Source organism: Curtobacterium flaccumfaciens, assembly GCF_051548005.1.
GTDB lineage: Bacteria > Actinomycetota > Actinomycetes > Actinomycetales > Microbacteriaceae > Curtobacterium.
Genome location: NZ_JBPUGH010000012.1, coordinates 1 through 23,881, shown reverse-complemented (window position 1 = coordinate 23,881; position 23,881 = coordinate 1). Strand labels below are relative to the sequence as shown.

Annotated in this window: 25 protein-coding genes; 20 read left to right on the top strand and 5 right to left on the bottom strand. The window is 71.8% G+C overall.

Translation table 11 applies throughout. From position 1 onward, the window contains the following. Positions 1-135: 135 nt before the first annotated feature. Entirely contained in the window at positions 136-783 is a 648-nt protein-coding gene (locus ACSW7Y_RS03245; RefSeq protein WP_438124905.1) for a TetR/AcrR family transcriptional regulator, read from the top strand. A 24-nt stretch (positions 784-807) separates the two neighbouring features. Here ACSW7Y_RS03245 and ACSW7Y_RS03240 read toward each other — a convergent pair whose 3' ends face one another. Then, on the bottom strand, positions 808-2,442 hold the full coding sequence (locus ACSW7Y_RS03240; RefSeq protein WP_438124904.1) for a dolichyl-phosphate-mannose--protein mannosyltransferase: 1,635 nt from the start codon (positions 2,440-2,442) through the stop codon (positions 808-810). Positions 2,443-2,527: 85 nt separating this feature from the next. Here ACSW7Y_RS03240 and rsmI point away from each other — a divergent pair, with 85 nt between their 5' ends. The 7 genes from rsmI to ACSW7Y_RS03205 all read left to right on the top strand — a co-directional run bounded on the left by rsmI (position 2,528) and on the right by ACSW7Y_RS03205 (position 8,571). Continuing rightward, entirely contained in the window at positions 2,528-3,349 is an 822-nt protein-coding gene (rsmI, locus tag ACSW7Y_RS03235; protein ID WP_438124903.1) for a 16S rRNA (cytidine(1402)-2'-O)-methyltransferase, read from the top strand. Positions 3,350-3,457: 108 nt separating this feature from the next. Continuing rightward, positions 3,458-5,038 carry a methionine--tRNA ligase gene (gene metG / locus ACSW7Y_RS03230; protein ID WP_438124902.1) on the top strand — a complete coding sequence of 527 codons (1,581 nt, stop codon included), beginning with the start codon at positions 3,458-3,460 and terminating at the stop codon, positions 5,036-5,038. Continuing rightward, positions 5,035-5,964, top strand: coding sequence for a TatD family hydrolase (locus ACSW7Y_RS03225; protein WP_438124901.1), 930 nt, complete (start codon positions 5,035-5,037; stop codon positions 5,962-5,964). The genes metG and ACSW7Y_RS03225 overlap by 4 nt, the downstream gene beginning before the upstream one ends. Positions 5,965-5,966: 2 nt before the next feature. After that, entirely contained in the window at positions 5,967-6,815 is an 849-nt protein-coding gene (gene rsmA, locus ACSW7Y_RS03220; protein ID WP_438124900.1) for a 16S rRNA (adenine(1518)-N(6)/adenine(1519)-N(6))-dimethyltransferase RsmA, read from the top strand. Between the two features lie 174 nt (positions 6,816-6,989). Beyond that, a complete protein-coding gene (locus tag ACSW7Y_RS03215; RefSeq protein ID WP_438124899.1) occupies positions 6,990-7,544 on the top strand; it encodes a hypothetical protein in 555 nt (184 codons plus the stop codon). Further along, positions 7,541-8,080, top strand: a complete 540-nt coding sequence (locus ACSW7Y_RS03210) for a hypothetical protein (RefSeq protein WP_438124898.1) — start codon at positions 7,541-7,543, stop codon at positions 8,078-8,080. Before ACSW7Y_RS03215 ends, ACSW7Y_RS03210 begins: the two co-directional genes overlap by 4 nt. A gap of 47 nt (positions 8,081-8,127) precedes the next feature. Then, a complete protein-coding gene (locus ACSW7Y_RS03205; protein WP_438124897.1) occupies positions 8,128-8,571 on the top strand; it encodes a hypothetical protein in 444 nt (147 codons plus the stop codon). 66 nt (positions 8,572-8,637) lie between these two features. On the opposite strand, the gene ACSW7Y_RS03200 is transcribed toward ACSW7Y_RS03205, so the two are convergent. After that, complete coding sequence (locus tag ACSW7Y_RS03200) at positions 8,638-9,378, bottom strand: SDR family oxidoreductase (RefSeq protein ID WP_438124896.1); 741 nt, start codon at positions 9,376-9,378, stop codon at positions 8,638-8,640. Between the two features lie 101 nt (positions 9,379-9,479). Here ACSW7Y_RS03200 and ACSW7Y_RS03195 point away from each other — a divergent pair, with 101 nt between their 5' ends. Continuing rightward, entirely contained in the window at positions 9,480-10,322 is an 843-nt protein-coding gene (locus ACSW7Y_RS03195; RefSeq protein WP_438124895.1) for a helix-turn-helix transcriptional regulator, read from the top strand. A 9-nt stretch (positions 10,323-10,331) separates the two neighbouring features. Here the strand turns inward: ACSW7Y_RS03195 and ACSW7Y_RS03190 are convergent, their stop codons facing one another. Further along, complete coding sequence (locus ACSW7Y_RS03190; RefSeq protein WP_438124894.1) at positions 10,332-10,997, bottom strand: hypothetical protein; 666 nt, start codon at positions 10,995-10,997, stop codon at positions 10,332-10,334. 186 nt (positions 10,998-11,183) lie between these two features. On the opposite strand from ACSW7Y_RS03190, the gene ACSW7Y_RS03185 reads away from it, so the two are divergent. Together ACSW7Y_RS03185 and ACSW7Y_RS03180 are read left to right on the top strand one after the other, a co-directional pair. Next, a complete protein-coding gene (locus ACSW7Y_RS03185; RefSeq protein WP_438124893.1) occupies positions 11,184-11,870 on the top strand; it encodes a response regulator transcription factor in 687 nt (228 codons plus the stop codon). Further along, positions 11,867-13,252 (top strand): sensor histidine kinase, encoded by a 1,386-nt coding sequence (locus tag ACSW7Y_RS03180; protein WP_438124892.1) that lies wholly within the window; start codon positions 11,867-11,869, stop codon positions 13,250-13,252. The genes ACSW7Y_RS03185 and ACSW7Y_RS03180 overlap by 4 nt, the downstream gene beginning before the upstream one ends. 128 nt (positions 13,253-13,380) lie before the next feature. Here the strand turns inward: ACSW7Y_RS03180 and ACSW7Y_RS03175 are convergent, their stop codons facing one another. Then, positions 13,381-14,097, bottom strand: a complete 717-nt coding sequence (locus ACSW7Y_RS03175; RefSeq protein ID WP_438124891.1) for a DUF3800 domain-containing protein — start codon at positions 14,095-14,097, stop codon at positions 13,381-13,383. 97 nt (positions 14,098-14,194) lie between these two features. On the opposite strand from ACSW7Y_RS03175, the gene ACSW7Y_RS03170 reads away from it, so the two are divergent. The 4 genes from ACSW7Y_RS03170 (at position 14,195) to ACSW7Y_RS03155 (ending at position 18,629) form a co-directional block, all read left to right on the top strand. Next, complete coding sequence (locus tag ACSW7Y_RS03170; RefSeq protein ID WP_438124890.1) at positions 14,195-15,190, top strand: ATP-grasp domain-containing protein; 996 nt, start codon at positions 14,195-14,197, stop codon at positions 15,188-15,190. 84 nt (positions 15,191-15,274) lie between these two features. Further along, positions 15,275-16,327, top strand: a complete 1,053-nt coding sequence (locus tag ACSW7Y_RS03165) for an LLM class flavin-dependent oxidoreductase (protein WP_438124889.1) — start codon at positions 15,275-15,277, stop codon at positions 16,325-16,327. Further along, on the top strand, positions 16,327-17,631 hold the full coding sequence (locus tag ACSW7Y_RS03160) for an O-acetylhomoserine aminocarboxypropyltransferase/cysteine synthase family protein (RefSeq protein ID WP_438124888.1): 1,305 nt from the start codon (positions 16,327-16,329) through the stop codon (positions 17,629-17,631). The genes ACSW7Y_RS03165 and ACSW7Y_RS03160 overlap by 1 nt, the downstream gene beginning before the upstream one ends. 65 nt (positions 17,632-17,696) lie before the next feature. After that, complete coding sequence (locus tag ACSW7Y_RS03155) at positions 17,697-18,629, top strand: 4-(cytidine 5'-diphospho)-2-C-methyl-D-erythritol kinase (RefSeq protein WP_438124887.1); 933 nt, start codon at positions 17,697-17,699, stop codon at positions 18,627-18,629. Between the two features lie 39 nt (positions 18,630-18,668). Here ACSW7Y_RS03155 and ACSW7Y_RS03150 read toward each other — a convergent pair whose 3' ends face one another. Further along, positions 18,669-20,306: a glycosyltransferase family 39 protein gene (locus ACSW7Y_RS03150; RefSeq protein WP_438124886.1), complete on the bottom strand. Its 1,638-nt coding sequence runs from the start codon at positions 20,304-20,306 to the stop codon at positions 18,669-18,671. Positions 20,307-20,413: 107 nt separating this feature from the next. On the opposite strand from ACSW7Y_RS03150, the gene ACSW7Y_RS03145 reads away from it, so the two are divergent. From ACSW7Y_RS03145 to ACSW7Y_RS03125, 5 genes are all read left to right on the top strand, one after another. Further along, complete coding sequence (locus ACSW7Y_RS03145) at positions 20,414-20,833, top strand: TOBE domain-containing protein (protein ID WP_438124885.1); 420 nt, start codon at positions 20,414-20,416, stop codon at positions 20,831-20,833. Next, complete coding sequence (locus ACSW7Y_RS03140) at positions 20,830-21,933, top strand: ThiF family adenylyltransferase (RefSeq protein ID WP_438124884.1); 1,104 nt, start codon at positions 20,830-20,832, stop codon at positions 21,931-21,933. Before ACSW7Y_RS03145 ends, ACSW7Y_RS03140 begins: the two co-directional genes overlap by 4 nt. A gap of 14 nt (positions 21,934-21,947) precedes the next feature. After that, on the top strand, positions 21,948-22,727 hold the full coding sequence (gene modA, locus ACSW7Y_RS03135) for a molybdate ABC transporter substrate-binding protein (protein WP_438124920.1): 780 nt from the start codon (positions 21,948-21,950) through the stop codon (positions 22,725-22,727). Between the two features lie 3 nt (positions 22,728-22,730). Then, on the top strand, positions 22,731-23,513 hold the full coding sequence (locus ACSW7Y_RS03130; RefSeq protein WP_438124883.1) for an ABC transporter permease: 783 nt from the start codon (positions 22,731-22,733) through the stop codon (positions 23,511-23,513). Beyond that, on the top strand, positions 23,510-23,881 hold a 372-nt coding region (locus tag ACSW7Y_RS03125; RefSeq protein WP_438124882.1), incomplete at its 3' end, for an ATP-binding cassette domain-containing protein. The genes ACSW7Y_RS03130 and ACSW7Y_RS03125, both read left to right, overlap by 4 nt.

Genomic DNA, 23,881 nt, shown 5'->3' with positions numbered 1-23,881 from the left:
TTCTGGAAGGTGGAGGGGAGGATGGTCGGATCGACCGGAGAAAGCGGATGCCCTGCATCCGCTTGTGTCGAGTGTACATGGAAACGGAGGGACCGCATCCGTTTGTTCCCAGAATCGTCGACTACTTTTCTCCTCGTGAGCACCACCGACCTCGACCGCCCCCTCCGTGCGGATGCAGCACGCAACCGCGAGCTGATCCTGCAGACGGCGCGGAAGTGCTTCGCGGAGCGCGGTCTGACGGTCACGCTGAACGACATCGCGCACGAGGCGGGGGTCGGCGTGGGGACGGTGTACCGGCGGTTCGCTGACAAGGACGCCTTGATCGAAGCCCTGCTCGCCACCAAGTTCGAGGCGATGAACGGCGCCGCAGCCCGTGCTGCGGAAGAACTCGACCCGCGCGAAGCGCTCCGCGTCTACCTGATGGGCGTCTTCGAGTTCCGCGCACGAGACCGGGCACTGGCGGACGCGATCGTGCGCGCTGGCAAGGCTCGGCCGTCCATCGTCGAGGAGCGCAACCGGCTCGAGGCCCAGGTGTCCGAGATCATCCGGCGGGCCAAGGCCGCAGGTGTCGTGCGCGACGGCTTCGACTACCGCGACCTCCCGATGCTCACGCAGATGCTCGGCGCGGTCGCGGACACCACCCGGGCGACCGACCCCGACGCCTGGCGCCGCTACGCCCAGTTGCTCATCGACGCGGTGCTGCCGCCGGAGCACGCCGACCCCATGCTCGGCGAACCGCTCGATCGCGACGCCCTCGAGCGGGCGATGCAGCCCGCCGGCTGAGCGACGCCAGTACGGCCGCGCCGGCTACAACCAGCTCGGCACCCAGTAGTGCGACCGGATGAAGTCCCACGGCATCTGGATCGCGGTCCACATGGGGTACCAGTAGACGGACGCGAGCACGACGACGCCGAGGTACACGCCGACCCAGACGACCGCGCGGGTCCGGCGCGAGCGTTCGTCCGTCCGGCGACCGAGCACGAGTCCGATCGTCGCGGCGAGGGCCATCACCATGAACGGCTCGAAGGCGATCGTGTAGAACTGGAACACCGTGCGGTCGACGTACATCAGCCACGGCAGGTAGCCCGCCGCGACACCGATCAGGACGAAGCCGTACTCCCACCGTCGGCGCAGCACCCAGAGCACGAGCAACGCCACCACGGCGATGACCGAGGCGTACCAGATGAACGGGTTCGCGATCCCGGTGATCGCCTCGCCGCAGCGGGAAGCCGTGCAGCCGTCCTGCCCGGCGTTCGTTCCGACGTAGTACATCGACGTCGGCCGCTGCATCACGAGCCACAGCAGCGGGTTCGCCTGGTACGAGTGCGGCGTGTGCAGGCCGATGTTGAAGCCGTAGATCTCGGACTGGTAGTGCCACCAGTTCTGCAGGCTGTCCGGCACCCAGGCCAGCAGCCCTGTCCACCGCTGGCCGCCCTCGGAGCCGATCCAGTCGCGGTCCCACCCGTCCCGTGACAGGAACCAACCGGTCCACGACGCCAGGTACGTCGCCGCGGCGATCGGCACGGTGAGCAGGAACGACACCGGCGCCTGCTGCAGGAACGCGCTCGACGACCAGAACTCGATGCCCGCCCGCCGCCGCATCATCATGTCGCCGAGCACCGAGTACACCGCGAAGAACGCCAGGAAGAACATGCCCGACCACTTCGTCGCGGTCGCGAGCCCGAGCGCGAGTCCCATCGCGACGAGCCACGGCCGCCACCAGAGGAACGGCCCCCACAGCGTGTCCCGCCCGGCGGCGACGCGACGTGCCACCCAGGCGTCGAGCCGCCGTTCGGTCCATCGCCGATCGAGCAGGAGCGCGCCGGCGCCGAGCACCACGAAGAAGGTCAGGATGCCGTCGAGGAGCGTCACGCGCGAGAGCACGATGGCCTGACCGTCGATCGCGAGCAGGAAGCCGGCCAGCGTGCCGATCGCGGTCGAGCGGAACAGGGACCGAGCGATGACCGCGGTGAGGAACACGGTGGCGATGCCGAGCACCGCGACGGTGATGCGCCACCCGAACGAGCTGTCCGCCCCGAACAGCAGCATGCCGAGCCCGATGAGGTACTTGCCGAGCGGCGGGTGCGCGATGAACTCCGCGGCCTGCGAGAACAGGTCGGTCTGCCCGTCCGCGAACCGTTGGTCCGTCGTCGGCGCGCCCTCCTCCGACGAGTTCGCCGGCCACGTGCCCTCGTACCCGAGGTGCACGATCGACCAGCCGTCCTTGACGTAGTACGTCTCGTCGAACACGAGCGAGTGCGGGTGACCGAGCCCGGCGAGCCGCAGCACGGCCGCGAGCAGCGTCACCGCGAGGGGCCCGGTCCAGCGCCACAACGCGACGCGGGTGCCGGTGCGGAGGACGTGCGCCCACCAGTCGTCGAGTCGCGAGCCGGTCGGGCGGTCCGCCACGTCCCGGCGGTCGTCGGTCAGCTCGCTGGTCATCGCGGACATCCTACGGAGACTCCCCATGACCCGGCTGCGACCCCGGAGGTGCTGTGGACAGCCCCCGTGCGGCGACAATGGACGGGTGATCGTGCTCGCAGCCACCCCCATCGGCAACCTCGGGGACGCATCCCGACGTCTCGTCGAGACCCTCTCGAACGCGAGCGTCGTCGCCGCCGAGGACACCCGTACCGCGGTGCACCTCATGCGCGCACTCGGGATCGAGAACCGCCCGCGGCTCATCGCCCTCCACGAGCACAACGAACGCGAACGTGCCGCGGACGTCGTCGCACTCGCCCAGGACGACGACGTCGTGGTCCTCACCGACGCGGGCATGCCGGCGATCAGTGACCCCGGGTTCCCGTTGGTGGCCGCTGCAGCCGAAGCCGGCGTGACGGTCACGGCGATCCCCGGCCCGTCGGCCGTCCTCACCGCGCTCGCCGTGTCGGGTCTGCCGACCGACCGCTTCACCTTCGAGGGCTTCCCCACGCGGAAGCAGGGGGAGCGGCGTCGGTCGTTCGAGGCGCTGGCGGGCGAACGGCGCACGATGGTCTTCTTCGAGTCGCCGCACCGGCTGGGCGGCACCCTCGCCGACATGGCCGCCGCGTTCGGCGACGACCGACGCGCCGTCGTGTGCCGGGAACTGACGAAGCTCCACGAAGAGGTCCGCCGCGACACACTCGCCGAGCTCGCCGCCTGGGCCGCCGACGGGTCGCGCGGTGAGATCTGCGTCGTCGTCGAGGGGTCGTCCGGCAGCGACGACGTCGCGTCACTGGACGACGGTGTCCGGCTCGTGCTCGAGCGGGTCGCCGCAGGGTCGCGCATGAAGGAGGCCGCCGCGGCGGTCGCGGACGCGACCGGCCTGTCCAAGCGGGACCTCTACGAGGGCGCGCTGGCCGCGAAGTAACGCATCGATCAGCGGACTGGAGGCGCGGGGCGGGCCCGCCACGGGCCTCCCGTCCGGCTTCTCCACAACCGCGTCATGCGCGCTCCGCGCGCCCGTAGGATGGTCCGCATGTCCGACGGGTCCTCCTTCAGCATCACCACGCCGATCTTCTACGTGAACGACGTGCCCCACATCGGGCACGCCTACACCGAGGTCGCCGCGGACATGCTCGCGCGCTGGCACCGTCAGCGCGGTGAGGACACCTGGCTGCTCACCGGGACCGACGAGCACGGGCAGAAGATACTGCGGACGGCCTCGGCGAACGACGTCACGCCGAAGGAGTGGGCGGACCGGCTCGTCACCGACGCGTGGAAGCCCCTGCTCGAGACGGTCGACGTCGCCAACGACGACTTCATCCGCACCACGGACGAGCGTCACGAACGGGGCGTGACGGCGTTCCTGCAGAAGCTGTACGACGACGGCTTCATCTACGCCGGTGAGTTCGAGGGCTTCTACTGCGTCGGGTGCGAGGAGTACAAGCAGCCGAGCGACCTCGTCGCCGGCACCGGCGCGTACGAGGGCCAGCAGGTCTGTGCCATCCACTCGATCCCGGTCGAGGTGCTGTCCGAGCGCAACTACTTCTTCCGCATGTCCGACTTCGAGCAGCGGCTGCTCGACCTCTACGAGTCGAACCCGGAGTTCATCCAGCCCGAGAGCGTCCGGAACGAGATCATCTCGTTCGTGAAGCAGGGGTTGCGCGACCTGTCGATCTCGCGGTCCAGCTTCGACTGGGGCATCCAGATCCCCTGGGACCACGACCACGTCCTCTACGTGTGGTTCGACGCGCTGCTGAACTACGTCACGGCGCTCGGCTACGGCTCCGACGACGACGAGGCCTTCCAGCGCCTCTGGCCGAGCGTGCACATCGTCGGCAAGGACATCGCCCGGTTCCACGCCGTCATCTGGCCCGCGATGCTGATGGCTGCCGGGCTCCCGGTGCCGAAGCGCGTCTACGGGCACGGCTGGCTCCTCGTCGGCGGCGAGAAGATGTCCAAGTCGAAGCTGACCGGTATCGCGCCGTCGGAGATCACGGACACGTTCGGCTCGGATGCGTTCCGCTACTACTTCCTCCGCGCGATCACCTTCGGGCAGGACGGCAACTTCAGCTGGGAGGACATCTCCGCCCGGTACCAGGCCGAGCTCGCCAACGGGTTCGGCAACCTGTCGTCGCGCATCGTCGCGATGCTCGGCCGGTACTTCGACGGCGTCGTCCCTGCCGCCGGCGAGTCGACCGACGCGGACCGTGCGATCGAGGACCTCGCCCGCTCGGTGACCGAGCGCGCGGACGCCGCCGTGGGCGCCTTCGCGCCGCACGACGCGATCGCCACCGTCTGGGAGCTCGTCGACGCCCTGAACGGGTACATCACCGAGCAGGAGCCGTGGGCCCTCGCGAAGGACGAGACGAAGCGTGAGCGACTCGCGACCGTGCTCGTCACCGCGCTCCGCGGTCTCGGCACCGTCGCGGTCCTGGTCTCGCCGGTCATGCCGAAGGCGACCGAGAAGCTCTGGGCGTCGATCGGCGCCGGCGGTTCGATCGCCGAGCAGCGCATCGATCGCGCCTGGGAGTGGCAGGGCGCCGCACAGGTCGTGCCGCTCGAGTCCGGGCTCTTCCCGCGGATCGAGCAGCAGCCGGAGCAGGGCGCAGCGTGACCGACGCGGCGCACGTCCGTGCCCGCGGCGAGGGATCGGGCGGTGGGTCCAAGCGCGACCTGACCTACCCGCCCCTCCCGCAGGCGCTCGTCGTCCCCGTGTACGACAACCACACCCACATGGAGATCGCCGACGGCGTGGGCGAGGGCGGCGACGGGCCGCTCGAGTACCGCGAGCACCTCGACCGCGCGTCGAGCGTCGGCGTCCGCGGCGTCGTGCAGGTCGGCACCGACCTCGCGACCTCGCAGTGGTCCGCCGCCGTCGCCGCCCGTGAACCCCGCGTGCTCGCGGCGGTCGCGCTGCACCCGAACGAAGCACCGGTGCTCGACGCTGCCGGCACCCTCGACGAGCACCTCGCCGGGATCGCCGAGCTCGCCGCGTTGCCCCGGGTCCGCGCGATCGGTGAGACCGGCCTCGACTTCTTCCGCACGGGCGAGGACGGCCGCGCCGCTCAGGTCCGTTCGTTCGAGGAGCACATCCGCATCGCGAAGGAGCACGACCTCGCGCTGACCATCCACGACCGTGACGCGCACGACGCCGTGGTCGAGGTCCTCGACCGCGTCGGTGCACCGGAGCGCACCGTCTTCCACTGCTTCTCCGGCGGTCCCGACCTCGCCCGCCTCTGCGCCGGGCGCGGTTGGTACATGTCCTTCGCGGGCACGGTGACCTTCAAGAACGCGCAGTCCCTCCGCGATGCGCTCGAGGTCGCCCCGCGCCACCTGGTCATGGTCGAGACGGACGCGCCGTTCCTCACCCCGACGCCGTACCGCGGTCGACCGAACGCGCCGTACCTCATCCCGCTCACGCTGCGTTCGATGGCGGAGACCCTCCGCACCGACGTCTCGATGCTCGCCGCGCAGATCGCCTCGAACACCGAGACGGTCTACGGCGCGTGGGACGCCGAACCCGTCACGGTGGCGGAGTAGTCGTGGGGGCGCTCCTCGGTCCGGCGGAGATCCGCGACCTCGCCGCGAAGCTCGACGTCACGCCGACGAAGAAGCTCGGTCAGAACTTCGTGCACGACGCCAACACCGTGCGTCGCATCGTCGCATCCGGGCGTGTGACGCCGGAGTCCCGGGTCCTCGAGATCGGACCGGGCCTCGGCTCGCTCACGCTCGGCCTGACCGAGACCGGTGCGTCGGTCACCGCGGTGGAGATCGACGGACGCCTCGCCGCCCAGCTCCCGGCGACCGTGTCGGCGATGCAGCCGGACGCACGGCTCCGGGTCGTGCACCAGGACGCCCTGACCGTCGCGGCGTCCGACCTGCCGGAAGCTCCGACGCACGTCGTGGCGAACCTGCCCTACAACGTGTCCGTGCCGGTGCTCCTGCACCTGCTCGCGACCTTCCCGAGCATCGAACGTGCGCTCGTGATGGTGCAGGCCGAGGTCGGGTACCGGCTCGCCGCCGACCCGGGCAGCAAGGTCTACGGCTCGCCGAGCGTCAAGGCCGCCTGGTACGGGTCGTGGTCGATCGCCGGTCAGGTCAGCCGTCAGGTGTTCTGGCCGGTGCCGAACGTCGACAGTGTGCTCGTCGGGTTCGACCGCGGGGAGCAGCCCGGAGACGAAGCCCTGCGGTCCCGGGTGTTCGCGCTCGTCGACGCGGCGTTCCAGCAGCGGCGGAAGATGCTGCGGCAGAGCCTGTCGGGCGTCCTCGGGGGGAGCGCGCGTGCGGCCGAGGTGCTGACCGCTGCCGGGATCGACCCGACGGCGCGTGGCGAGGTCATCGGGGTCGACGACTTCGTGCGGCTCGGGCGGACGGTACTCGCTGCCGGTTGACGTCGGCGCCCTGTCGGAACACCGGATGAACGCGCGAAAGCGGTGCGGGCCATCCTGGATGCTCCGACCTTCAGCAGCGAGCCTGTCCGGTTGCGCAGCGTGACCTCGCCGCACACGCTGCTGTGAGCCGGGCCGACCGCGTCTAGGCGACGGAATCGCTCGAGCGCATGCCGGGTGCTCGATAACAGCTTCGTCTTCGCGGCACTCGAGTCCGAGACGCGGCACCACGCAGCGGCCGCTGACTTCCTCGAACGTCTGACGCGAGCGGGGACCCGCCTGCTCTTCACCGACGTGCTCGAACGCCAGCTCCACGATCGAGCGTTCGGCACGGCCTCCTGGGCGAGGATTCGCGCTCGGTGCCGCTCGGCGCCGACTCTTCGTGCAGGACCGGACGAGCTCGCTCGCTCGTTCCTCGGGCGGTGGCGCAGCGTGCTCCTCGAGTCCGACGCCGTGCACGTCGAGTTGTCGGACCTGATGGATGACCTCATGTACTACAGCGAACGGTTCCGGCTCTCGTCCATGAGTGCGGTGCAAGCAGCCCTGGTGATGGCAGCCGACGCCGATGGGCTCGTGACGGTCGAGCCGACGTTCGGGGCGGTGGACGCGTCACTCCTGCCGCTGTTCCTCCCGCGCGACGTCGTGCGCTCCGTGGGGCGAAGGCCGGGAGCTGCCTGCCTGGACATCCTCCGCGCGCGATGCGATCGCGCCGGCCCTACGCTGACCCCATGAGCGACGGGACGGTGCGATCACACACGCAAGGAGCCGGACCGGAACGCATCATGGCTGCGACCGGCAGAATGCCCGACGACTGGCACGCCGAGCTCGACGCCGCCGGCGGCCAGCACCTCGGCCACACCGCGATCGCCGCGTGGCTCGTCGAGCAGGGCGTCGACGGGTGGTGGGCGCAGGGAGTCGCGATCGGCTACGAGCAGGCGCGCGGGCTGCGGATCCCAGGGCAGCGCTCCGACGGGACCTTCGCGGTCTCTGCCTCACGGCAGCTCCCCGGCGAGCGGGAGGCCGTGCTCGACCGCATCGTCCCCGTCGTCATCGCCGCGCTCGGGTTCCACCCGACGTCGCAGAGTCGCGGCGGGAAGCGGCCGTCGGCGCGGTGGACCTTCTCGGATCGCGAATCGGTCCTCCTCAACACCGAGGACGGTACCAAGCCCGGGACGGTCCGGGTCAGCGTGCAACGCGAGCGGCTGACCGGTCCGGAGCGGATGCCCGACGCGAAGGCCGAGCTGCAGCAGCTCTTCGCCGGCCTCTGACGCCCCACGGCCGCCGACGGCGGCCGGCACCGCGCTACGCTCACCGGGTGCCGCAACGCCCTTCGAAGCTCGCCCGTGCCATCACTACGACGTTCGTGATGGGTGGCTTGGTGGTCGCCGTGCTCGCCGTCGCCGCTGCCGTGCGCCACCCGGCGAGTGACGCCGCCTGGGTGGCGATCCCGCTCGGCGTCCTCCTCGTGGTCTGGGGTGTCGCGTTCGCCCGGATGAGCAGTGACGAGACCCCCGACGACGATGACGACGCCGACGAGACGTCGCCCGCCGGTCTCCAGGGCGGGCCCCTCGCCCCGTTGAGTTGGGTGATCGCGCTCTTCGCGGGGTACGTCGCGGCCCGCATGGTCGGCCGGCCGGTCGACTCGTCGCTCGTGGCCGTCGGGAGCATCTCGGCGCTGTGGCTCGCGAACCGCGCGGTCGACCGCTGGGTGCGTCGGCGCGAGGCGCGCGGCGGCGAGCCGGGGCCGGTGAGCGACTGACCGCCAGATCCACCGGTCGGGCCCCTTCGCCGGCTCCGGTGGCACGACTCGAGCGGCGCGGCGCCGTCAGTGCCCGCGACCGGCGAGCACCTCGATGAGCTGCTGCTGCGTCCCGTCGCGCTCGGACCACCGCAGCGGCAGGACGTTCTCGACGAGGATCTCCGGCGCGGCGCCCGAGCTGAGCAGCCCCATCACCTCGGACAGGAAGTCGTCGAGCGGCATGCCACCGAAGTCCGCGCCTCCGAGCAGGTCCGTGGCGACCGCCGGCGGGACGAGTTCGAGCACGGAGACGGGCGTCCCGGTGAGCTGCTGCCGGAGCGACAGCGTGTACGAGTGCACGGCGGCCTTCGTCGCGCTGTAGGTCGGCGTCGCGGCGAGCGGTGTGAACGCGAGGCCCGACGACACCGTCACGACGGTGGCGGTGGGGCGGGTGAGCAGGTGCGGCAGGAAGGCGTCGACGAGTCGGATGGTGCCGAGCAGGTTCGTCTCGACGGTCGCGACGGCGTCGTCGACGTGGCCGGGGTCCCGGAGGTCCTCGGTCCGCATGATGCCCGACATCGTGACGAGGGCGTCGAGCGAGGGGTGAGCGGCGAGCACCGTGTCGGCGGCGGCAGCGATCGACGCGGGGTCGGCGACGTCCACGACCACGGTGTCGAACCCGTGCTCCTCGTGGAGCGAGTCCAGCAGTTCGGCGCGGCGGCCGCCGATGACGACGGTGCTGCCCGCGGCCTGCAGGCGGAGGGCGAGTCCGAGGCCGATGCCGGAGGTCGCGCCGGGGATGAAGACGGTGGCGTTCGTGATGTCCATGCCTCCACGATGCTCCGAGGTTCGGGGCCGAACCAGAGCGCGGTCATCGGGGGATCGCCGATCCCTGGCTCGGCCCGCGCTCGCGGTGCACGATGAGGGACATGGACCGTGCCGCCCTCGCCGACTTCCTCCGCCGACGACGCGAGCTCCTGCGCCCCGAGGACGTGGGGCTGGGGAGCGGGACGCGCCGGAGGACCCCGGGTCTGCGGCGCGAGGAGGTCGCTGCCCTCGCGGGGATGTCCGCTGACTACTACACCCGGCTCGAGCAGCAGCGTGGTCCGCAGCCGTCCGAGCAGATGATCGCGGCGATCGCCCGTGCGCTCCGCTGCTCCCTCGACGAGCGGGACCACCTGTTCCACCTCTCCGGGCACAACGCTCCGGTCCGGGTGCACCGTTCCGACCACGTCGACCCCGCGATCCTCCGGGTGCTCGACCGGCTCGAGGACACCCCGGCGATCGTGGTCAACGACCTCGGCGAGACCCTCGTGGAGAACCGGCTGGCGGCGGCGCTGCTCGGCTCGACGGTCGACCTGCCGGGCAACGAGCGCTACCAGCCGTGGCGGTGGTTCATGACCGCCGCCGAGCGGGCGAAGTACGCGCCGGAGCAGCACGACCGCCTCGCGCGAGCGCAGGTCGCGAGTCTCCGCGCGGCGGTCGGCACGGCCGGGCCGGGGGACCGACGGGCGCAGCAGTTGGTCGCCGACCTGGAGCGGGAGAGCCCCGCGTTCCGGGAGCTCTGGGCACTCCACGAGGTCCGCACCCGCTGGGAGGACCGGAAGACCTTCGTCCACCCGGAGCTCGGCACCATCACCGTCGACTGTCAGGTCCTGCACACCGACAACCGGGCGCAGGCCCTCCTGCTCTTCACCGCACCGCCCGGCACCGAGGACGCCGAGAAGCTGGAGCTGCTCGGCGTCGTCGGCACCCAGGCGTTCGCGGGCTGACCGGTCCGGTCAGCTGGCGGACGACGAGTCAGACCCCGACGAACCAGACCCCGACGAATCAGACCCCGACGAACCAGAGCCCGACGAACCAGAGCCCGACGAACCAGAGCCCGACGAACCAGAGCCCGACGAGCGCGGCGGCACCGCCGGGAGCCCCTGGCCCAACTGCTCGAGCTCGTGCTGCAGCGTCGACCCGTACCGATCGTCGAGGGCACGACGCAGGAACACGCGCACGTCCCGCCGAAGGTCGGTCCGCCGCCCGCCCTCGATCGCCTCCACCCGGGCGGCGGTCCGCGACGGCAACGAGGACGTCCCTGCCTGCACCGCGTCCTGCACGACGGTCCGCACGGTGTCGCCGTACGTCCCCGACACCGCGTGCCGCTCGAGCGCCGCGACCGCGTCTTTCCGCTCGGTCGTGGTCCGGTGGTGCTCGGCCTCGCGCAGGGCTCGACGGAACGACCCCGGCATCGCGTGTTCGATCCGCCGGAGGTCCGTCCGCTCCGCAGCGGAGAGACGCGGACGGGCGTGCGTCGCGGACGGTGTCGCGGTCGGTGCGGTGGGAGTCGCAGCGTCCGCTGCTGCTCCGCCGAGCGCTGCCACGCCGCCGACGGCGGAGAGGCAGACGGCGGCAGCGGCGGTGGTGACGAGCAGGCGGCGACGGGTGGTGGGCAGCATGGTGTTCCTCCTGGCGGACGGTCGCGACGGCGACCGACGACGTCGTGACCGGACGACCACGACACGACGATGGTCGGACCAGCAGGATCGGGCGACGTCACCGCAGTGTTCGGGTCCTGTACGGACGCGCACCGGGACGGGCGGCTTCCGGTCGCGTTCCCGGCGGTCCGGCCCGAAGATCGGCACGTGGACACCGCACGAGGGCTCGTCGTCGTCGCCGAGGACGAGCCGGCCATCGCCGACGTCGAGCGCCTCTACCTGCGCGACGCCGGGTTCGAGGTCCTCGTCGTCCGGGACGGAGCGAACGCCCTCGCCACGATCCGGAGGACCGCTCCCGTCGCCGCTGTGGTGGACATCGGGCTGCCGTCGCTCGACGGGATCGGGGTGGTGCGCGCCCTCCGCGACGCGGACGACTGGACTCCGGTGGTGCTGGTCACCGCGCGCGACGCCGAGGTCGACCGTGTCCTCGGCATCGAGCTCGGCGCCGACGACTACGTCACGAAGCCGTTCTCCGGGCGCGAACTCGCCGCACGGGTCCGCGGCCTCGTCCGGCGGGCGACGCCTCGCACCGAGCCGGTCGTCGTCGCCGGCCGACTCAGGATCGACACCGTCCGTCGGCGCGTGACGGTCGGCGGGGAACCCGTCGCACTGACGGTGACCGAGTTCGACCTGCTCGCGTACCTCGCGCGGGAGCCCGGTCGGGTGTTCGAGCGGGCACAGCTGCTCGGGGCGGTCTGGGGTGTCGCCGACTTCAGCGGCACCCGGACGGTCGACGTGCACGTCGCGCAGCTCCGCGCGAAGCTCGGCGAGGAGTCCGGCATCCGCACCGTCCGAGGCGTCGGGTACGCGTTCGACCCGGAGGGGCAGGGATGAGGAGCCGCAGCCTGACCGGACGGATCGTCGCGACGACGGTGGCGGTCGCGCTGGTCGCGGTGCTCGCCGTCAGCGTCGTGGGGTTCCAGCTGGTCCGCCAGGAGTCCATCGGTCAGACCCGTCAGGTGCTCCTGGCCACGGCGCAGGCGCTCGCCGCAGCGCCGGCGGGGCAGCGCGCCGCGTTCGCCGCCCGCGTCGAACGTCGCAGCAAGGGACGGATCGACCTCGGCTCCGGCGGGGACGGTGCGGTGGGTGGCGTCGTCACGTCGCTGCCGTCCGGCCTGGAGGCACGGCTCACCACGACGGACCGGCTGTCCGTCCGGCAGGTGGACGGCTGGCGGACACTGCTGGTCGAGGCGGTCCCGGCACGTGGCGGCGGTTCCGTGGTCGCCGTCGAGGACGTGTCCGTGCTGCACGCCGACACCGTGCTCGCCCGGTTCGCGGTGGCGCTCCTCATCGGCGTGCTCGTCGCGATGGTCCTCGGGGTGCTGGTCGCGCGGTACGTCACCCGACCGCTCCGGGGTGTCTCGGCGATCGCCGCGCGACTGGCCTCGGGTGAGCGCGGCGTGCTCGCGGAACGGGGGCCGTCCGACGGCCGGATCGCCGAAGTGACGGAGATCGCCGACGTGCAGCGTGCGCTGGCGCTCCTCGACCGCGAGCTCGCCCGGTCGGAAGCGGCCCAGCGCGAGTTCCTCACCTCGATCTCGCACGAGTTCCGCACGCCGCTCGCGGCCGTGCGGGGCTACGCGGACGCACTCGCGGACGGTCTCGTCCCGGTCGACGAGACGGCCCGGGTCGGCACGGTCGTCCGGGCGGAGACCGAGCGCCTCGACGCCTTCGTCGCCGACCTGTTGACGCTCGCGCGGTTGGAGGCGGACGACTTCCCGGTCCGCCGAGGACTCGTCGACGTCGTGCAGGTCGTCTCCGAGAGCGTCCGCGCGTGGGAGGGGCGCGCCGCGACGGTCGGGGCCCGGGTCGGCGCCGAGTCGCACGTGGCGGAGGCCGTGACACGCACCGACCCCCTCCGCCTGCGACAGGTGGTCGACGGGCTGGTCGAGAACGCCCTGCGTGTGGCGCGTCCCGGTGGGCAGGTGGTGGTCCGGGTCGGGGACGAGCCGGCGGGCGTCGTCGTCGAGGTCGCCGACGACGGCCCCGGCATCGCGGTCGAGGACCTGCACCGTGCCTTCGTCCGTGGAGCCCTCCGGGACCGCCACCGCGACGAACGGCCGGTCGGCACCGGACTCGGACTGTCCATCGCAGCGCGTCTGGTCGATCGGCTCGGTGGGCGCATCACCGCCGTCCCCGTCGAGCGAGGCGCGTGCTTCCGCGTCGTCCTGCTGCGCGATGCGCGGCTCCCTCAGCGACCGACCAGCGCTCCGTGAAGGATCGGAACGAAGCGGAGACGGCTCGTGGGTCTTGCACGCTGTCGGACGTTCTGGCTACATTGGTCCTGCAGGACGCCCAGGGCCTCCCGCACCCAGCCAACGCCCCGCAGTTGCGGGGCGTTGTGTCATGCCGGCGACCATACGTAGTCGACGATCGTGATCTCGCCGATGAGATCCGCGATCTTCCGGACCGCATCGGCTGATCGTGGATCCTTCTCGGTGACCGTCTTCGAGCGGTTCAGGAAGTAGGTTGCGAGGTCGGCCGCCTGGAGCATCCTGCTTTCGTGTGAGGGCCCGAAGTAGATCGTGTCGGCGATCCGGGTGAGCGGCTTCCTGGTGTAACCCGGAGCACTCTCGACCTTGAAGCTCCGGAGGCTCCTCCTCGCACCTGCGGCGGAGTGGTGCTCATCCGCGAGCACGAGTCCCAATTGTTCGGAGTGGTCCAACCACCGCAGGCGTTCGTGCACACTCTCGAGCACATGCGCCAGCGTCAGGAGATGCGCCGGGTACGCGTTGGATCCGTACTTGCGACCGTGCGCCTCGAGATCGATGCCGCGGAAGATGAACGATGCGCTCGAACGCGCCAGGACCTTCGCGACGAGCGTACAAGCCTTCACTCTCCAACCGAGGGGCACCCGCTTCCAAGCACGTTCGCCGTGGAACATGTCAACCGCGTGGAACTCGGTGTCGGGATCGAATCCGGAGACGTGGGCAGCGACGAGGCACGCGACCCCGTCGAGTCCTTGCTCGATCTGACGCACCGCAGCCGCATCCGCGATCAACGCGCCGAAGAAGTAGAACGCGTCGTCACGGCCCGATTCGTCGATGAAGATGAGTCGCACCACGGCACCGTACTGAAATGTTGCCGGTTGCTTCGGTGTGCGAAACGGCGCGTCACACACCTGGCCGCCTGTCACACGCCGTGCCTAGGGTAGGCGCGTGAGCTCTCCGCGCGTGTACGTCATCCACGAGAACCCCGAGTGGTTCCCGCCGCTCGCCGCTGCCTTCGAGGCCGAGGGCGTCCCGGTCGAGGAGATCCTCCTCACCGACGGGCAGATCGACCTCGCCGCGGAGCCCGCCCCCGGGGTCTACTGGAGCCGCATGTCGGCGAGCAGCCACACCCGTGGCCACGAGCACAGCAAGGAGTACACGCGTGCGCTCCTCGGCTGGCTCGAGCGTGCCGGGCGGACGGTGGTGAACGGCAGCCACGTCCTCGAGCTCGAGGTGTCCAAGGTCGCCCAGCACGGCCTGCTGCGCGACGCCGGGTTCGACGTGCCGCGCACCACCGCCGTGTTCGGCTCCACCGGGCTGAAGGACGCCGCCCGTTCCTTCACCGGCGGGCAGGACGTCCCGTTCATCACGAAGCACAACCAGGGCGGCAAGGGCCTCGGCGTGCGGCGGTTCGACTCGCTCGCGGAGTTCGACGAGTACGTCGACAGCCCGGAGTTCGAGGCGCCCGTCGACGGCATCACGCTCCTGCAGGAGTACCTCACCGCGCGGGAGCCGTTCATCACGCGCCTCGAGTTCGTCGGTGGCGAGTTCGTCTACGCCGTGCGCGTCGACACGAGCGCCGGCAGCTTCGAGCTCTGCCCGGCCGACGCGTGCGAGGTGCCCCAAGTCATCGCCGGGGCGGTCTGCGACGTGCCCGGTGCCGAGACGGCCGGCGCGCCGGCTGCGTTCAGCGTCCGCGAGGACGTCACCGCGTCGCACCCGCTCGTCCAGCAGCTCCGGACGTTCCTCGCCGAGCAGCGCATCCCGATCGCGGGGGTCGAGTTCATGGAGACCACGGACGGCCGGCACGTCGTGTACGACATCAACACGAACACGAACTACAACCCCGCGGTCGAGGCGTCCGCGCCGGTCTCCGGACCGCGCGCGATCGCGCGCTTCACCGGCGGCCTGCTGGCCGCGCAGTACCAGACCGTCGCGGTCTGAGCTCCAAGCCACCCACGGCCTGGAGGCACGGTGCGGGCCCGCCCCGTGCCTCCAGGCCGGTACTCACCACCCAAGGAACAACCCGTGCGATTCGGATACTGGACCCCGCTCTTCGGCGGCTGGCTGCGCAACGTCGAGGACGAGGACATGCCCGTCACGTTCGACTACGTGAAGCGGCTCGCGCAGCGAGCCGAGCGCATCGGCTTCGACCTGACGCTCGTGCCGGAGTTGAACCTCAACGACATCAAGGGCACGGCGGCGCCGTCGCTCGAGGCCTGGTCGCTCGCGGCGGCCATCGCCGCGACGACCGAGCGACTCGAGATCATGGCGGCGATGCGTCCCGGCTACCACCTGCCGGCCGTCACCGCGAAGCAGGCGGCGACGATCGACGACATCTCCTGCGGCCGGTTCACGTTCAACGTGGTGAGCGCCTGGTGGGCCGAGGAGGCCAAGCAGTACGGCGGGATCTTCTCCGAGCACGACGACCGGTACAAGCGGACGGCGGAGTTCGTCGAGGTCATGAAGGGCCTCTGGCGCGAGACCCCGTACTCGTTCCACGGGGAGTACTACGACGTCGAGAACGCGCACCTGGAGCCGAAGCCCCGCGTCACCCCGCGCATCTACGCCGGCGGCGAGAGCGAGGCGGGCAAGGCCGCGATCACGGGCTACGCCGACGCGTACGTCACCCACGGCGGCACCGTCGAGGAACTCCGGACGAAGATCGCCGAGATGCGCCGTCGCCGCGAGGACGCGGGGCGCGAGCCGTTCGAAGCGTTCGGGATGGCCGCGTACGTGATCGTCCGCGAGACCGAGGCGGAGGCACAGGCCGAGCTCGCCCGGATCACGGACGTGCAGCACGGCAGGGCCTACGAGTCCTACCAGGACTTCATCTCGAAGTCGCAGCTCGAGCACGTGCCGTCGCTGGAGGACTACTCGGTGTCGAACCGCGGGCTGCGCCCCGGTTTCGTCGGGACCCCCTCGCAGGTGGCTGACCGGATCAAGGAGTTCGAGGACGCCGGAGTCGACACCCTGCTGCTGCAGTTCTCGCCGCAGCTCGAGGAGATGGAGCGCTTCGGCGAGCAGGTCATCCCGCTCGTCCGTCCGTCCGTCCCGGTGCCGACCGAGGTCGGCGCCTGATGCCCGCGGTCGAGGACGACTGGGCGTTCGAGACCCGGCAGATCCGAGCGGGCTTCAAGGCCGACCCGGGCTGGGGAGCGAATGTGCCGCCGATCGCGCAGAGCGCCGCGTTCGTGTACCCGTCCGGCGAGGACGCCGCCGCGCGCTTCCTGCTCGACGCCCCGGGGCACACGTACTCCCGCGTGAACAACCCCTCGGCGGCAGCGCTGGAACGGCGGATCGCGGACCTCGAGGGCGGGGCCGGTGCGCTCGCTCTCGCCTCCGGGCAGGCTGCCACGACCCTCGCGGTGCTCGGTGTCGCCCGTGCCGGTGACCACGTCGTGTCGAGCGCCTCGCTGTACGGCGCGACGTACACGCTCTTCGCGTCGACGCTCCGTGACCTCGGGATCTCGTTCACGTTCGTACAGGACCCGACCGACCTGTCCGAGTGGGCGGCGGCCGTCCGTCCGGAGACGCGGGCGTTCTTCGGGGAGTCGATCCCGAACCCGCGCGGTGACGTGCTCGACTTCGCCGGAGTCGCCGGTGTCGCGCACGAGGCCGGGGTGCCGCTGATCGTCGACAACACCATCGCGACGCCGTGGCTCGTCCGCCCGATCGAGCACGGTGCGGACATCGTCGTGCACTCGGCGACGAAGTACCTCGCCGGGCACGGCAGCGCGATCGCCGGTCTCATCGTCGACTCGGGGAAGTTCGACTGGGCGGCGTACCCGGACAAGTACCCGCAGCTGACCAGCGTCGAGCACTCCGGGTTCGCCGGGACGGACTTCGCGGCGAAGTTCGGGCCGCGCGCGTTCATCCAGCGCACACGTTCGAAGCTCTCCGCCGACCTCGGTCCGGCGATCGCCCCGTTCACCGCCTTCCTCGTACTGCAGGGGATCCAGACACTGTCGCTGCGGATGGAGCGGCATGTGTCGAACGCCGCCGCGGTGGCCTCCTGGCTCGACGCCCACGACCAGGTCCTCGGCGTGCACTACGCCGGACTCCCCTCGTCGCCGTGGCACGCCCTGGCGCAGCGCTACGTGCCGAAGGGGCCGTCGGCGGTCCTCGCGTTCGACCTCGACGGAGGGCTCGAGGCCGGCCGCCGGTTCGTCGCCGCCCTCGAACTGTTCGACCACGTCTCGAACATCGGCGACGTCCGGTCGCTCGTCGTGCACCCGGCGTCGACCACGCACGTGCAGATGACGCCGTCCGAGCGTGCAGCCGCCGGTGTCGGAGAGGGGCTGATCCGGCTGTCGATCGGGCTCGAGCACATCGACGACGTCCTCGCAGACCTCGCGCGCGGCTTCGCGGCCGCGCGGTCGTAGCCGGCTGCCGTCGGCTCGGCCGTCACGCGCAGGAACGTGCTCCGGCCGCGGGATAGGTTGGAGCCATGACCTCGTTGGCCGCACCGACCCGCGTGCGGACGCGCGCCCCCGGCAAGATCAACGTGTTCCTGTCCGTCGGCGCCCTGCAGGACGACGGCTACCACGACGTCGCGACGGCGTACCAGGCGGTGTCGCTCTACGAGGACGTGATCGCCGAGACGGCCGACGACTTCTCGGTCACCTTCACGGGCCCGATCGACACCACGGCGGTGCCCACGGACGAGTCGAACCTCGCGATCCGGGCAGCCCGGCTCGTTGCTGACGCGTCCGGGCACCGCGGTGGGGTCCGACTGACGATCGAGAAGCACGTCCCCGTCGCCGGCGGCATGGGCGGGGGTTCGGCGGACGCCGCAGCCACCTTGCTCGCGGTGGACACGCTCTGGGGGACGGCGCTCGGCCGCGATGAGCTCCTCCGACTCGCTGCACAGCTCGGCGCTGACGTCCCCTTCGCGTTCGCCGGCGGCACCGCGGTCGGCACGGGGCGCGGCGACGAACTCAGCCCGGCGCTCGCGAAGGGCGAGTTCCGCTGGGTGCTCGCCCTCAGCGACACCGGGCTCTCGACGCCCGCCGTCTACCGTGCGCTCGACGAGCACCGTGAGCGGTACCGGGCCGACATCGCCCCGGCGCCCACGACCCCCGTCGTCGAGGCGAACGTGCTGCAGGCGCTCCGCGCGGGCGACCCCGGCTTGCTCGCGGACTGCCTGCACAACGACCTGCAGGCCCCGGCGATGCGGCTCCAGCCCTCGCTCGCGGAGACGCTCGAGATCGGCGAGAAGGCCGGCGCGCTCGCGGGTCTCGTGTCGGGGAGCGGTCCGACGGTGGCGTTCCTCGTCGCTGACCGGGACGCCGCGCTCGAGGTCCAGGTGGAGCTCAGTGCCGCCGGGCTCGTGGCGGTGCGTGCTGCGGGGCCGGTGCACGGCGCCCGCGTCGTGCACTGACAGCGGAACGGCTCCGGTCGGCTGGGCGGCCGACCGGGCTCAGGACCGCTTGTACTCCGTCAGCACCACGGTGCCGGTCTTCCAGTGGTGGACCGCAGTGAAGCCGTGCTCCGTGAGGACCTGCGTGGTCTCCGGCTGGATGTTGCGCGCCTTGACGGTCCCGCCGACGAACCACACCGTGTCGATGTCGCCGAGTCGGCTCGGGATCGTGGTGGCGACGTCGCCGTTCTGGTTCCAGAGCACACCCGAGGCTGCGCCGTCCTTGCGGACGGCGAGGTCCGTCATGCCCGCGAACGCGTTCGGGTAGGCCTGGCGGATGATGTCCGCGGTCGTCCCGGGGTGCCCGTAGACGCTACCGAACACGACCCCCTCGTCGCTGTCGTGCTGCTTCGACCGCTCGGAGGCGATGATCGAGGCGGCGACCGACCACGTGGAGTCCTGCTTCGAGCGCGGCGTCTTCACGAGCACGGCCGTCGGGACGGACAGGACGAGGACGGCCACGAGGGCACCGGCGAGCACCGCGCGCTTGCGGATGACCGTGATGCCGAGCGCGATGAGGAGCGCGACGAACGGCAGGCTGAGGCTCGCGTACTTCGGCGTGTACAGGTGCCGGCCCATCGCGGTGGCGACGAGCAGGGCGAGCGTGGGGACCACGACGAGCGGGAGCGCGACGCGGACGGCCTGTGCGCGGAACAGCGACCGGACCGTGGCGGACGGACGGCGGGTCGCGACCAGCGCGGTCGCGACGCCGAGGACCATCAGCGCCCACGCGACGGCGGCGTACACCTCGACACCGCCGAACCATGCCGTCGCGAACACCTGCGGGAGCGTGCGCTCGCTGATCGGTCCGAGCCAGGCCACCTGCTTCGACTGGCTGGCGACGGCGAGCACGAAGGGTGAGACGGCGAGCAGGACGACCACGGAGACGATCGCCCACCGGAGCAGTGACCCGCCCGGGGCGAGCGGCCTGACGCCGCGGTCGGCACTCCGTGCCCGGCGGTCGGCGAGCATCGTCCAGAGGAAGGTCACGCCGTGCGCCGCGACAGCGAGGGCGAGGTAGACGTTGAAGGTGATCGCGACGACGGCGAGGACGCCGTACGCGACCCACCAGTGCAGGCTCCGGCCGTTCCGGGAGCGACGGACCGCGGTCATCCCGACGAGCGTCAGGCACACCGCGAAGGTCGTGATGGTCGCGTACGAGCGCCCCTCGCTCCCGGCCCACTGTACGCGGGGGAGCGCGAGGAACACGAGCCCGGCGGCGATGCCGAGACGCCGGCCGCCGAGGCGTCGTCCGAGAGCGACCACGAGTCCGGCGGCGACACCGATCGCGAGGGCGCTCGGGAACCGGAGCGTGAACGGCGTGTACCCGACGAGCCAGAACCACGCGTGCATGAGCGCGTAGTAGAGGCCGTGCACGGCGTCGACGTTGTGCAGCTCGGCCCACAGCTGCGGCCAGGTGCGCTGTGCACTCGTGACGGTGGCACCCTCGTCGTACCAGAGCGACGGCACCCAGGCGAACGCGGCGGCCACGAGGACCCCGAGTGCCCCGATGGTCAGTTCCGGCGTCCGGACGACGGCGACGCGGACGCCGCTCGGGACGGCCTGCAGCCGCTCCCGCACCGAGGCCGTGGAGAGGCCTGGCTGCACCCTGATGGTGTCGGTACGGGGGGAGGTCACGACCTGCACGGTACCGGTGCGGGCTGGGCGGAGGCCTGACCGTACCGTGCCGTCCACTGAGAGTTCACATGTCGGTTCCCGGCCGGAGCACGGACTATCGTCGGGCCATGACGATGCTCCGGATCCGCGACGCGGCGACGTACCTCGGGGTGAGCGACGACACCGTGCGACGACTCGTCGACGGCGGCACGTTCACCCGCCACGACGACGGGGCGGGCCGTGCGGTCGTCGACGGGCGGGAGCTCGCGGAGCACGCCCGGCAGCGCGGCGCGCAGCTCGGCGACCCGTCGGGCGTCCGGAGCTCGGCGCGCAACCGCTTCGTGGGGATCGTGACCGACCTGGCGGTCGACGGGGTGATGGCCCAGGTCGAACTGCAGAGCGGTCCGCACCGGGTCGTGTCGCTCATGAGTGCCGAGGCGGCGCGCGAGCTCGGGCTCGAGGTCGGATCGGTCGCGGTCGCGTCGGTGAAGGCCACGATGGTCTCCGTCGAGGTCCCGGAGCCCGACCAGACGGCGGGCCGCGAGTGACCGCCCCCGGCGACGCCCGCACCGCCCCCGCGGACGCCCGCCGCGCCCTGACCTCCCGCACCGCCGCGCTGCAGGGGGCGGGGGACCGAGCCCTCGCCGCCCTCGCCGACGCCAGCGTCCTGGTCGTCGGAGCGGGTGGCCTCGGAGCCCCCGTGCTGCAGTACCTCGCCGGTGCCGGCCTCCGGCGGCTGACCGTGGTCGACCACGACGTCGTCGACCCGTCGAACCTCGCTCGACAGGTCCTCTTCGACCTGGCGGACGTCGGACGACCGAAGGCCGAGGTCGCCGCGGAGCGCCTGCGCGCGGTCGACCCGTCGCTCGAGGTGGTCGCGCTCACGGCCTCGTTCGCGGCCGAGCAGGTCGCCGACCACGACGTCGTGGTGGACGCCGCCGACAGCGTGGTCGTGACCCGGGCGGTTTCCGACGCCTGCGCCGCCCACGGCATCCCGTTCGTCTGGGGGACGGTCCTCGGCTACGACGGCCAGGTCTCGGTGTTCCACGACGCCGGGTCGGACCCCGTCGACTTCCACGACCTGCACCCCGACGTCCTGCCGGACGAAGGGTCCTGCGCGCTCGACGGCGTCCTGCCCGCCCTCTGCGGTGCGGTCGGGTCGGTGATGGCCGCGCAGGTGACCGCGCTCGTCGCCGGCCTGGGCGAGCCGCTCCTCGGCCGGGTCCTCACGGTCGACGCCCGGCGCTGGCGGTGGACCGAGAGCCCCCTGCGGCGCGGGCCGGGATCGCGACGGCCGGCACCGGTCGCCGACACGGTGCCCGAGACGATCGCGCCCTCGGCGCTGGCGGCGGCGCTGGCGGCGGACGGACCCCTCGTCCTCGTCGACGTCCGGACGCCCGAGGAACGCGCGACCGGGATCATCGCCGGCAGCATCCCGCCCGAGGCGCTGCGCCCGGACGACCGCACCGTCGTCGCCGTCTGCGCGAGCGGACGTCGGGCCACCGCCTACGCGCGTGCGCTCGAACGCCCGGTGGTCGTCCTCGACGGAGGGATCACGGCCTGGCTGGCCGAAGGGCGACCGACGGCGGATCCGGAAACCGGAGCAGGCGGCGACGTTCACGCAGATGCGGCTACGCTGACCGAGTGAAGACGCTCCTGCGGATGACGGCTCTGGCCACCGGAACGATCGCAGCGCTGGCGCTCGCCGCGTGCTCCTCTCCGGGCGCTCCCGCGGCGACGGAGTCCGCGTCGTCGTCCGGCGCGCCGGCCGGCACGATCACGGTCTTCGCCGCGGCCTCCCTGCAGCAGACCTTCACGACCCTCGGCGACCGGTTCGAGCAGGCGCACCCGGGCACCACCATCCGGTTTTCGTTCGCCGGGTCGAGCGACCTCGTGACGCAGATCCGCAACGGCGCTCCCGCGGACGTGTTCGCCTCCGCGGACGAGGCGAACATGGACAAGATCGTGAAGACCGACGTGGCAGCGGGCTCGCCGAGGGACTTCGCGACGAACACCCTCGAGATCGCCGTCGCCCCCGGCAACCCGCAGCACATCACCGGCCTCGACGACCTCACGCGGTCCGGGCTGCAGGTCGTGACGTGCGCCGAACCGGTGCCGTGCGGAGCGGCGACCGCGAAGGTCGAGCGGGCCACGGGCGTCGACCTCCGCCCGGTCAGCGAGGAGCAGTCCGTGACCGACGTCCTCGGCAAGGTGGAGTCGGGGCAGGCCGACGCCGGGCTCGTGTACGTCACCGACGTCGAGGGTTCCGGCGGCAAGGTCGACGGCGTGCGCTTCGACGAGGCGTCTTCGGCGGTCAACACCTACCCGATCGGGGTCCTCGAGGAGTCGACCGACCCGGAGCTCGCGAAGGCGTTCACCGCGTACGTCCTGTCCGACGCCGGCCAGAAGGTGCTCGCCGACGCCGGCTTCGGGAAGCCCTGACCGGTGCGCCGCCCCGTCCCGTGGTGGCTCCCGGTCCCCGCGGTGCTCGGCGGCCTGTTCGTCGTCGTGCCCGTCCTCGCGATGGTCGGCCGCGTCGACTGGGGCTCGTTCGTCGCCCTCGTCACCTCGCCCGCATCGCGAGCCGCCCTGGGGCTCAGCCTCGGGACCGCGGCCGCGACCACCGGCATCGCGTTCGTCCTCGGCTACCCGCTCGCCGTGGTGTTCGCCCGGTCGACGTCACGGTGGACCGGGGTCGCCCGTGCCGTGGTCCTGCTGCCGCTCGTCCTGCCGCCCGTCGTCGGCGGTCTGGCGCTCCTCGCCGCCTTCGGGAGACTGGGACCGATCGGGGCGTTCCTCGACGAGCACGGACTGCGGATCGCCTTCACGACGACCGCGGTCGTCATCGCACAGACCTTCGTGTCGATGCCGTTCCTGGTGTCCTCGATCGAGGGAGCGCTCCGCGTCGGGGGCGACCGGTACGAGCGGGTCGCGGCGACGCTCGGCGCGGGTCCGACCCGCACCCTCCTGACCGTCACCACGCCCCGGATCCTGCCGGGCATCACCGCGGGGCTCGTCCTCTGCTTCGCCCGGGCCCTCGGCGAGTTCGGCGCCACCCTCACCTTCGCCGGCAGCTTGCAGGGTGTGACACGGACCCTCCCGCTCGAGATCTACCTCCAGCGCGAGATCGACCCCGACACCGCGGTCGCGCTCTCGCTCGTGCTCGTCGTGGTCGCGGTCGTGGTCATCGGTGCGTCCTCGCTGCGCAACCGGAGCGTGCTCACGTGAGCGGCCTCAGCGCACACGTCGTCGTCCGCGCACGGGACGTCGACGTCGCGCTCGACGTCGGCGCCGACGAGTGCGTCGCCCTCATCGGTCCGAACGGCGCCGGCAAGTCCACCGTCGTCGACGTCCTCGCCGGGCTCGTCCGTCCCGACCGCGGCGTGGTGGTCCTCGACGGCCGCACGCTGTCCGACGACCGCCGGACCGTCCCGACCCACCGCCGGCGGATCGGGCTGGTCGCGCAGCGCTCCGACCTCTTCCCGCACCGCTCCGTCCTCGCGAACGTCGCCTTCGGACCGCGCGCGGTCGGCGCCTCCGGCCGGGAGGCCCGTGGTCGCGCCCGCGACGCGCTGGCGGCCGTCGGAGCGCTCGCC